Raw genomic sequence first — 9,296 nt, forward strand, 5'->3', positions numbered from 1 at the left:
CGCCGCCCTACTGGCCCACTTTTGCGCCGCCCTTGACACCGGCCCGGTGCGCACCAGATCGATGCCAACGATGTGCGTATAGATATCGCCCGGTGGCCGAAGGCCGATCATGCTGGGCTCGAACGCGCTGTTCTTGGCAATCATTTCCAGCGGGATACGTCCAGCTTTCACGATTTCCTGCCCGTGGTAAATGTCGTGGAGAAACGCATTGATGGCCCGGACCCGCTGTTCAATTCCGCGGCTGAGCCTTGCCCATTCGCTTCCTGATATGATGCGGGGGATGATATCGAAGGGGATCAACCGTTCTTCCGCTTCCGCCCGCCCATACACGTTGAACGTGATGCCGGTCAGGCGAAACAGTTCTTCCGCCTCGCGCTGCTTGGCGCGCAAGCGTTTGGGGTCTTCATCCTCGAACCATTGATCGAATTGTTGATAGGGACCGCGCACATTCTGATCGTGGCCCAACATTTCATCAAAAATAGAATCGTCGCTCATAAAGCTAGTTTTGGCAAAGACCCGGTAAGGTCCATGGCACTGCCCCAATTGAAGCAGTGCGGACAGAAATAAGGGTGATTTCGCCCCTTTCTTGTGCAGCTCGTTGAAAAATCATGCAGTGCGGGATCGGGGGGCGGGCGCGTGTGCGGCAAGGCAGTGTCAGGGGAAACGGTTTGAGGCAAGCAGGGTGCTGATTTAGCGTCTGGCTAAGTCTAAACGCCTTCCTTTTAGGTACTTTCAAACCAGTCCCGAGATCATCCGCTTGGCGGTGATGTCACATGTCCGGTTGTCGTGGGGATACCCAACAGACCAGCGGCTTTGGGGATGGTGAGAAATTCTTCGGGAGTTTCAGTCTTCGAAGTATAGCTCGTCGACCTTTCCTTGGATTCTGGTAAACGGGCTAACGCACACGCTCCCTGGCCCCTTTCGGGGTGGCTAGAGTTCTCAATCTCTGACGGGCAGCAGGCGCACGGTGCGTGGCATCTCGGACAGAATCTCGACTCCGTCTGGATGCAGGAATGCAACGTCTTCTAGCCGGATCCCAAACTCGTCATTCAGGTAGATCCCAGGCTCAATCGAGAACACGTTTCCAACCCGCAAGGGCTCGGGATAGTTCGAGGCGATATACGGCGGTTCGTGCACGTCTACGCCCAGGCCGTGACCTGTGCGGTGCAGGTATTCCGGCCCGTAACCCGCGTCCTCGATCACCGTTCGGGCGGCCTTGTCTACATCGCTACACAGGGTCCCGGGCGTTGCGGCAGTCTCCGCGGCTTTCGCCGCTTGTTCAACAATGCCGGCAATCTCATTGAAGCGAGCACTCGACGTGTCACCGTACCAGGCACAGCGGGTCATATCCGACGGATACCCCTGCAAGCGGCACCCGGCATCAATCAGCACCGCCATATCGGGCTGCAAGGTATCCGAACTGGTGTGGTGGTGCGGGTAAGCGCTGTTCTTGCCAAAGGCGACAATGCAAAAGGCCGCCTGCGCCCCGTTTTCCTTGTAGTGATCAACAATGATATCGCGCACGTCACGCTCGGTCATCCCAGTACGTAAGGCGCTAAATGCGCGCTCAAAAGCAGAATCATTCAATAGGGCACTGTCGCGCAATAACTTGCGTTCTTCGGCGTCTTTCTCGGCACGCAGGAAACCAACCGTGTCCAGCGTGAAACGGTGCGTGGGGGCGTCAAGCTGGTCCAGCAGCAGGAACGAGAAATCCGTGCGCATCATCTCGTCCAGCACGATATTCAGACCCGAACGAAGGGCGTTTGCATCGGTCAAAAGCTGTGTCAGAGCCCCCAGTGGACCGTCCCCATCGCTCCATTCATAAAACGGCACATCCGCACATTGCGCGCGCGAAGCTTCGGCGTTCAACAGGGGCATCAGCACACCAATGTGGTCCGCCGTAACAATCGCCATAACCGGGCGCTCATCCCCATGCGGGTTCAATCCAAGAAGCCACTGCATATGGCTACCCGGCCCAAGAGCGACCATATCCGTGTTGGTGTCGGTCATGCGCTCGCGAAGGCGCGATAACCTGTTTGCTACCAAATCAGACATAGAACTTCTCCTCGGTGGTGGTCTATCGGGGTGGGGTCAGCTGCGATGCCCCGGCAATCGGCTTTTCTGCTCGCCTTGCAAGACAACCAAGGTTCCGGTCCACAGCATGCGGGCAGGAGTGTCGCCCAAAGTCTTCCACGAATGCGGCGTCATACCGTTGAAATGCAGGCTGTCGCCTTCGTTCAGGGTGAAGGCCTCGCCATCCAGGCTTTGTTCGATCGATCCGCTGAGGACATAGATGAATTCCTCGCCCTCATGCTGGAAGGTCTCGGACTGAAATCCCGGAGGGCAATGCATGATGTAGGCGGACAGTTCATGGCCCGGAAAATCTGCGCTCAGCGCCTCGTACGTCACGCTGCTTTCCGAGATCGAAAACTTGCGCCGCTGTTCGGCATAGGACACCGCGTCCCCCGGCTTGGGGCGGGTCACAAAATAATCCAGTCCCAGATCAAGCGCCCGTGCAATCTGGGCCAAGGTCCCAAGCGACGGTGTCGCATTGCCCCGTTCGACCTGCGACAGATACCCAACCGACAGACCGGCCTTGTCGCACAGCTCTTTCAAGGTCAGCATGCGCTTCTTACGGCACTTGCGGATCAAGTTGCCCAGCTTGGCCCGTTCGAGTTGATCTGACGCCAAAATGCTACCCCCCTTTACGCTTGGTAAAGCCAAGGCCTACGCAGAAGGCCGAGGGTATGCAAGAGCACCGCACCCGTCAGCCCGACAACTGTGCCAATCGGGGCATAAGATCGAGCAATTGGGCGGTATATTCCTGCTCGGGCTTGGCAAACAGCGTTTCGGTGTCCTGCACCTCGATCAGCTGACCCTGCTTCATCACGCCCACGCGGTCGCACATCTGGCGCACAACCGGAAGGTCGTGGCTGATGAACAGCATGGTCAGGCCCAGATGCTCTTGCAGATCCTTCAGGATGTTCAGGATTTGCGCCTGAATGGACACGTCCAACGCACTGGTGGGCTCGTCGCAGATCAGGAAGCGTGGTTGCGTTGCCAAGGCGCGCGCGATCGAGATGCGCTGCCGCTGCCCGCCGGAAAACTCGTGCGGATACTTGGTGGCTGCCGCGCGCGTCAGGCCGACACGGTCCAGTAGCTCATGCACGCGCGCGCTAATCTGATCCGGTGGCAAGATCTTGTGATGCAAAAGCGGCTCGGCCACGATGCTTTCCACTTTCATGCGCGGGTTCAGGCTGGAAAACGGATCCTGAAAGATCATCTGGATCTGCTTGCGATAGTTCGCAATGCCCTGCGCCGACATCTCGGTCACATCATCGCCGTCGAATTTGACGTGGCCCCCATCAACCGGCAACAGCGTACCGATCATGCGCGCGACCGTGGATTTTCCCGATCCGCTTTCCCCGACAAGGCCGAACACCTCGCCATCCTTGATGTCGAAGGACACGTTATCGACGGCAGTGAAATAGGTGCGCTGCGACGGCAAAATGGCGGATTTTTCAAGGAACTTCTTGGTGATGCCGTTGACCTCGACCAGCTTGCCGGACTTGGACGGTTCTGGCTTGTGCCAGTTACGGGCAAGGTCTTCGATCTTGAACGTGGTTTCGCGACCGCCGTAACTGACCTGCGGGAAGCGGTGCAGCTTGACCTGTGGACGGGGCACGGCCGAGATCAGCGATTTGGTATATTCGTGTTCGGGTGCGCTGAGCACCTCATCAGTCGGGCCGTTTTCCACGACTTCGCCGGAATACATCACCGTGACCTGTTCTGTCGTGTCGGCAATGACGCCCATGTCGTGCGTCACAAGGATCACGCCCACCTGCGTCTCAGAGGCCAGTTCCTTGATCAAGTCCAGCACCTGCGCCTGAATGGACACATCCAGCGCCGTCGTTGGCTCGTCTGCCACGATCACCGACGGTTCCGAGCACAAAGCCAGCGCGATTACGACCCTCTGGCGCATCCCGCCCGAGAACTGGTGCGGATACTGGTCAAAGCGCGTCTTTGGATCTGGGATCGACACCCGATCCAACAGGGCAAGCGCGCGTTCCTTGGCCTCGGCAGCCGAGACCTTGAGATGCAGTTGAATGGTTTCGACCAGCTGTTCGCCGATGGTAAACAGCGGGTTGAGCGAAGTCAGGGGATCCTGAAAGATCATGCCGATCTCGCGCCCACGAATGGCGCGCTTTTCCTCGCGGCTCAGGTTGTCGATGCGGCGGCCCTTCAGCCAGATTTCCCCAGACGCCACGCGCGCGGGATCATCGAGCAGACCGATGACAGCATTGCCCGTCATCGACTTGCCGGCACCACTTTCGCCGACCACACCACGAATTTCGCCGGGGTAAATGTCATAGCTGACATTCTGAACGGGCTTGAACAGCCCTCGACGGGTGGGGATTTCAACCGTCAGGTTGCGGATGGAGAGTACGGGTTCGGTCATTTCAGCCTCGGGTTCAATACATCACGCAGCCAGTCGCCCAGCATGTTTACACTCAGCGCAAGGGCCAGAAGGGTGCAGGCCGGGAAGAACAGGATCCACCATTCGCCTGAGAACAGGTAGCCTTGGCCGATGCGGATCAACGTCCCCAGCGAGGGTTGCGTGGGCGGTGCACCCACCCCTAGGAAACTCAGTGTCGCCTCGGCGATGATCGCCAGCGCCAACGAGATGGTGGCAATCACCAATACCGGTGACAGGATGTTGGGCAGGATGTGCCGCAGCATGATGGCGGACGGGCGGCGTCCGATCAGGCGGGCAGCCGACACGTAATCCTTGTTCTTTTCCACCAGAGTGGCCCCGCGCACGACGCGCGCAAACTGCACCCAGTCACTTAGACCAATGGCAAGGATCAGCACCCAGATCGCCATCTGGTCGCGGTGTTCCACCGGGGTGATCCCCTTGGCAATACCGAAGATCAGCATCGCCACAAGGATCGATGGGAAGGTCAGTTGCACGTCAGCCGCCCGCATGATGAAACTGTCGACCCAGCCACCGAAATACCCAGCCAGAAGACCCAGAAGGATCCCAAGAACCACCGCGAACAGCACCGCGGCAAAGCCGACGAACAGCGAAATCCGCATGCCGTAAAGGATGGTCGAGAACACGTCCCGCCCTTGGTCATCGGTGCCCATCAGGAAGGTCTCGCCGGTAAAGGCGTTCGGCTCCATCGGAGGCGTGAACCCGTTCATCAGGTTCAACGATGTGGGATCAAACGGGTTATAGGGGGCAATAAACGGTGCGAACACGGCTGACAGGATCAGCACAATCGACACGATAGCCGACACGATCGCGACGGGCGAATGACGGAAGGCATAATAGAAGTCGCTGTCTAGCATACGACGCATCCGAGATGACGTCGCAGAGGGCGCCTCTTTTTGCGGAGAGATGGGTTGATCGGTCACTTGGCACTCACCCTTAGACGTGGATCGATGAAGGCATAGAGGATATCAACCAGCAGGTTGATCACGACGAACATCACCGAAATCATCATCAGATATGCGGCCATGACCGGAATATCGACGAACTGAATTGCGTTGATGAACAGAAGCCCAAGGCCGGGCCACTGAAAAACGGTCTCGGTGATGATCGCAAAGGCGATGATCGCGCCCAGTTGCAGACCAATCACGGTGATGACCGGTACCATGGTGTTCTTAAGCGCATGGCGGAAATTGATCACGCGCTCGCTTAGACCGCGTGCGCGGGCAAAGCGGATATAGTCTTGGCGCAGCACTTCCAACATCTCGGAACGCACCAGACGCATGATCAGCGTCATTTGATACAGCCCCAGTGTAATCGCGGGCAAAATCAGTGCCTTGCGGCCGGATTCCGTCAGGAATCCTGTGGTCCATCCGCCGATCTCGACCACCTCACCGCGGCCGAAGCTGGGCAGCCAGCCAAGCTCAACCGAGAACAGATAGATCAGCAGGATCCCGATCAGGAAGGTCGGCAAGGATACCCCGATCAGCGAGGCGGACATGATGAAATGGGCGGCGAAGCCGTCGCGGCGAATGGCGGTGAACACACCCAGCGCAATCCCCATTACAACGGCGAATACAGCGGACAAAGCGGCAAGCTCCAGCGTGGCGGGTGCGCGCTCCATGATGATCTCGGACACTTCGCGGCCCTGACGATAGCTGACGCCAAAGTTGCCTTGGGCCGCTTCATTCAGGAATTTGAAATACTGCACGGGAATCGGCTTATCGAGGCCAAGTTGCGCGCGAAGACGTTCGACGTCTTCCATCGTGCGTTCCTGACCCAGCATGTTGTCAATCGGGTCACCCACGAAGGTGAACATGGAAAACGCAATAGCGCCGGTGATGACCAGAACCAGAATAGACTGGAAAACGCGTTTTAAGATGAATGGCAACATCGCAGGGGCTTTCTTGTGCCAGCACGCGTGGAGGTCACGCGTTGATTTGATGGATCACGAAAGAGTGCCAGGACAAGAGAACCCCGTACCCGGCAGAAATGGGCCGCCCGCATCAGACAGGCGGCCCAGATCGGTTACTTCATGGTGAAGAACTTGACGCGGGGCTGGTCTTCGGGATCAACCTCGATGCCAACGTTGTCGGCCATACCCCAGTTCAGCACCTGGTGGTGGATCGGGATATACAGCTGCTCGTCCTGAACCACGCGCCAGATGCTGGCGATGTCCGCGTTACGGGCGTCCAGATCGGTGTTCGAGGCCAGCGACTTGATCGTCGCGTTCAGGTCCGCGTTGTTGAAGCCGGTACCGTTCCAGGTGCCGATATCGCTTTCACGACCGTGAACCAGGAAGTTGAAGATGTACTCGGAATCGTAGGTCGGAACACCCCAGCCCAGCATGTAGAAGTCGGTCTTGCCGTCGGTGATCTTCGGGAAGTGCTGTGCCTTCGGAATGGCGTCCAGGTTCACGGTGATGCCGATCTGACCCAGCATGCCAACGGCGGCCTGACAGATCGCTTCGTCGTTGATGTAGCGGTCATTCGGGCAGTCCAGACGGATCGAGAACCCGTCGCCGTAACCAGCTTCGGCCATCAGAGCCTTGGCGCCGTCCAGATCGGTCGAGCTTTCACCGTCCATTGCAGCCGTCCAGCCGTTCACGAAGGGCGGTGCGATCATGCCAGCAGGCTGCGATTGGCCACGCATAACAACCTGACGGATGGCGTCGCGGTTGATTGCCATCGACATCGCCTTGCGTACGCGCACGTCTGCCAGCGGGTTTTTGCCTTCTACGTTGTCGGCTTCGATGTCATCCGCACCTTGGTTCATACCAAAGAAGATCACGCGGTTCTGCGGCGCCTGCTTGACCATCAGGCCATCGGCGCTGTCCACGCGGGCCAAATCCTGTACCGGCATGTCCTGCAGGAAGTTCACTTCACCCGACAGAAGGGCTGCAACGCGGGTCGCGGCGTTCTGGATCGGGGTATAGATGATCTCGCTGACTTCCATCGGGAAGTCGTTGCGGCCCCAGTACTCTTCGTTGCGCACCATGACGGTTTTCACGTCAGGCTCGCGGCTGACCAGTTTGTAAGCGCCGGTGCCGTTCACATTGGTGGTGGCATAGGTGATCTCGCCACCTTCGAAGTCCTGCACGTTGACGGTGTTGTTCGCCTCGGTCCAGCCCTTGTCCATCATGAACAGGTTGGTCAAGTTCGACGGCAGGATCGGGTTCGGACCGTCGGTCTCGATCTCGACCGTGTGGTCGTCAACAGCGCGCACGGCGGTGATCGAGCCAATCAGCTCTTTCATATCCGAGTTCGGCTGCTTTGCACGCTCGAAGCTGAACACCACGTCTTCTGCGGTGAAGTCCGCGCCATCGTGGAACTTTACACCTTTACGCAGGTTGAACACCCAAACGTTGGGATTGTCAGCGCTGGGGGCCCAGTCGGTGGCCAGTGTCGGCACGAATGCACCGCTTGTGTCGCGGATGATCAGCGGCTCATACATCTGGTGACGCATGGTATGGCTGGGGCCTTCGTTCTGCGAATGCGGATCCAACGTCAGAGCGTCGCCCGCCCGTGCCCATTTCAGGGTTTCGGCGTTGACCATGGCGGTTGAAGAAACAAGCGCCGCAACCGCCAGGATTGCTGAAGATTTTTTCATAATGACCTCGCTGTCAGTAAGGGTTGTCTGCAAGCTGTTGTATTTGTTTGTTTTGACCACAAAATTCGGCAAAGAAGCACTCTTTGATTTCGAGGGGTGGTTGTTTGTTGAACAAGGTTCGCCCCGTCTAAGTGTTTGCCGCATCTCTTGCAGACTTGCAGGTGTCGCTCCGCCATCGTCTGACGTCGCACTGCAGGGACACTAGAAAAAATTGTTAGCGTGCACAATAATAATTTTTGTCAGCGCAATACGCCACTACCAGAGGTAACGGACCCGTGTAAGAGAAGGCGCGCACCTTACCCAAAAAGCTTGTACGCAGTCGCTTTGAGGGGGGGCACTCAGAAATCTCTCGCTACCAAATACGGAGACAGACCTAGACGGGGTACTCATTTCGAAGACTGGTCGCGTTCAGGTACCGGCGTGCCGATGAGGCGGGACATTATCGGAATGAACTATTCGGAAAAAAGCACTTTGCTAAGTCGACTAGCCGCATTTTGAATGAGATCCACTTGAGACACCAAAAGGTCTTGGGATAGCCTTTGGGTTGGGCCATGCATTGCAATCGATGCAATAAAACGACCATTCGCGTCTGTGACTGGAACTGCTAGGGCGATCATTCCGTCGAGGAACTCTTCGCTGTCCAGCGAGTATTTCTGTCTACGAATGTCAGCCAACTCCTCTAGCAACGTGTCCGCAGAAACGTGCGTTTGCTTGGTCATGGCTTTAAGGTTCAAATTCTCAACCAAGCTTTCTTGTTGTCTTGTGGGTAGGCTCGCCAGGAAACATTTGCCGCTTGCAGTACAATGAAATGGCACGTTGGTTCCGATTGGCAACTGAATGCGAAAGGCCCAGTCGGTTTCAACCCGGTCAAGGTATCGCATGCCTTCATCCTCAGGGATGACGTAGTTGACTGTTTCTCCCACGCGGTTTGCGAGCTCCTTGAGGATCTGTCGTCTAACGATGTGGTCGCGTGAGTTGTGCAGAAGCCCTGATCCTAGCTCACGTAGCCGCCTTGCAACTTGATACTTCTTTGAACTCCCAATCCGCGCGATGAAGCCGTTTTGCTCAAGTGTCGCGCACAGTCGATGCACGGTTTGTTTGGGTAGGCCGAGCGCATCATTGATTTCAGTTGCGGTCATAGGCTGATCACTTCGCTGTCAAGGGCGGCGCAAAAGTGGGCCAGTAGGGCGGCGTA

8 protein-coding genes and 2 pseudogenes are annotated in these 9,296 nt (G+C 57.3%); 1 reads left to right on the forward strand and 9 read right to left on the reverse strand.

Annotated features, from left to right (window positions below; translation table 11 throughout):
• Positions 1–495: circularly permuted type 2 ATP-grasp protein (locus tag EOL43_RS15115; protein WP_205669566.1), on the reverse strand; the 495-nt coding region annotated here is incomplete at its 3' end.
• A gap of 202 nt (positions 496–697) precedes the next feature.
• Between EOL43_RS15115 and EOL43_RS15615 the strand changes: the two are divergent.
• A pseudogene (locus EOL43_RS15615) lies at positions 698–781 on the forward strand (IS6 family transposase); the annotation flags it as partial.
• Positions 782–939: 158 nt separating this feature from the next.
• Here EOL43_RS15615 and EOL43_RS15120 read toward each other — a convergent pair.
• The 8 genes and pseudogenes from EOL43_RS15120 to EOL43_RS15600 form a co-directional block, all read right to left on the reverse strand.
• Positions 940–2,055, reverse strand: coding sequence for a M24 family metallopeptidase (locus EOL43_RS15120; protein ID WP_133489752.1), 1,116 nt, complete (start codon positions 2,053–2,055; stop codon positions 940–942).
• 36 nt (positions 2,056–2,091) lie between these two features.
• Complete coding sequence (locus EOL43_RS15125) at positions 2,092–2,691, reverse strand: helix-turn-helix domain-containing protein (protein ID WP_240686572.1); 600 nt, start codon at positions 2,689–2,691, stop codon at positions 2,092–2,094.
• Between the two features lie 76 nt (positions 2,692–2,767).
• A complete protein-coding gene (locus tag EOL43_RS15130; protein ID WP_133489753.1) occupies positions 2,768–4,459 on the reverse strand; it encodes a dipeptide ABC transporter ATP-binding protein in 1,692 nt (563 codons plus the stop codon).
• Positions 4,456–5,361 carry an ABC transporter permease gene (locus EOL43_RS15135; protein ID WP_133489754.1) on the reverse strand — a complete coding sequence of 302 codons (906 nt, stop codon included), beginning with the start codon at positions 5,359–5,361 and terminating at the stop codon, positions 4,456–4,458. The genes EOL43_RS15130 and EOL43_RS15135 overlap by 4 nt, the downstream gene beginning before the upstream one ends.
• Positions 5,362–5,414: 53 nt before the next feature.
• Positions 5,415–6,386 carry an ABC transporter permease gene (locus EOL43_RS15140; RefSeq protein WP_133489755.1) on the reverse strand — a complete coding sequence of 324 codons (972 nt, stop codon included), beginning with the start codon at positions 6,384–6,386 and terminating at the stop codon, positions 5,415–5,417.
• 134 nt (positions 6,387–6,520) lie between these two features.
• On the reverse strand, positions 6,521–8,101 hold the full coding sequence (locus EOL43_RS15145) for an ABC transporter substrate-binding protein (RefSeq protein ID WP_133489756.1): 1,581 nt from the start codon (positions 8,099–8,101) through the stop codon (positions 6,521–6,523).
• Positions 8,102–8,553: 452 nt separating this feature from the next.
• The gene (locus EOL43_RS15595; protein WP_420867521.1) at positions 8,554–9,153 is read right to left on the reverse strand and encodes an IclR family transcriptional regulator; all 600 of its coding nucleotides are present in this window, start codon (positions 9,151–9,153) and stop codon (positions 8,554–8,556) included.
• Positions 9,148–9,243 (reverse strand): annotated as a pseudogene (locus EOL43_RS15600) (helix-turn-helix domain-containing protein); the annotation flags it as partial. The gene EOL43_RS15595 and the pseudogene EOL43_RS15600, both read right to left, overlap by 6 nt.
• Positions 9,244–9,296 lie beyond the last annotated feature (53 nt).

The sequence above is a fragment of the Aliiroseovarius marinus genome (assembly GCF_004360145.1).
In the GTDB taxonomy this organism is placed as follows: domain Bacteria; phylum Pseudomonadota; class Alphaproteobacteria; order Rhodobacterales; family Rhodobacteraceae; genus Aliiroseovarius; species Aliiroseovarius marinus.

What these genes read in the sequence shown, in the direction of transcription:
- EOL43_RS15120 (WP_133489752.1), bottom strand. Translation starts at nt 2,055, where the DNA reads ATGTCTGATTTGGTAGCAAACAGGTTATCGCGCCTTCGCGAGCGCATG.
- EOL43_RS15130 (WP_133489753.1), bottom strand. Translation starts at nt 4,459, where the DNA reads ATGACCGAACCCGTACTCTCCATCCGCAACCTGACGGTTGAAATCCCC.
- EOL43_RS15135 (WP_133489754.1), bottom strand. Translation starts at nt 5,361, where the DNA reads ATGCGTCGTATGCTAGACAGCGACTTCTATTATGCCTTCCGTCATTCG.
- EOL43_RS15140 (WP_133489755.1), bottom strand. Translation starts at nt 6,386, where the DNA reads ATGTTGCCATTCATCTTAAAACGCGTTTTCCAGTCTATTCTGGTTCTG.
- EOL43_RS15145 (WP_133489756.1), bottom strand. Translation starts at nt 8,101, where the DNA reads ATGAAAAAATCTTCAGCAATCCTGGCGGTTGCGGCGCTTGTTTCTTCA.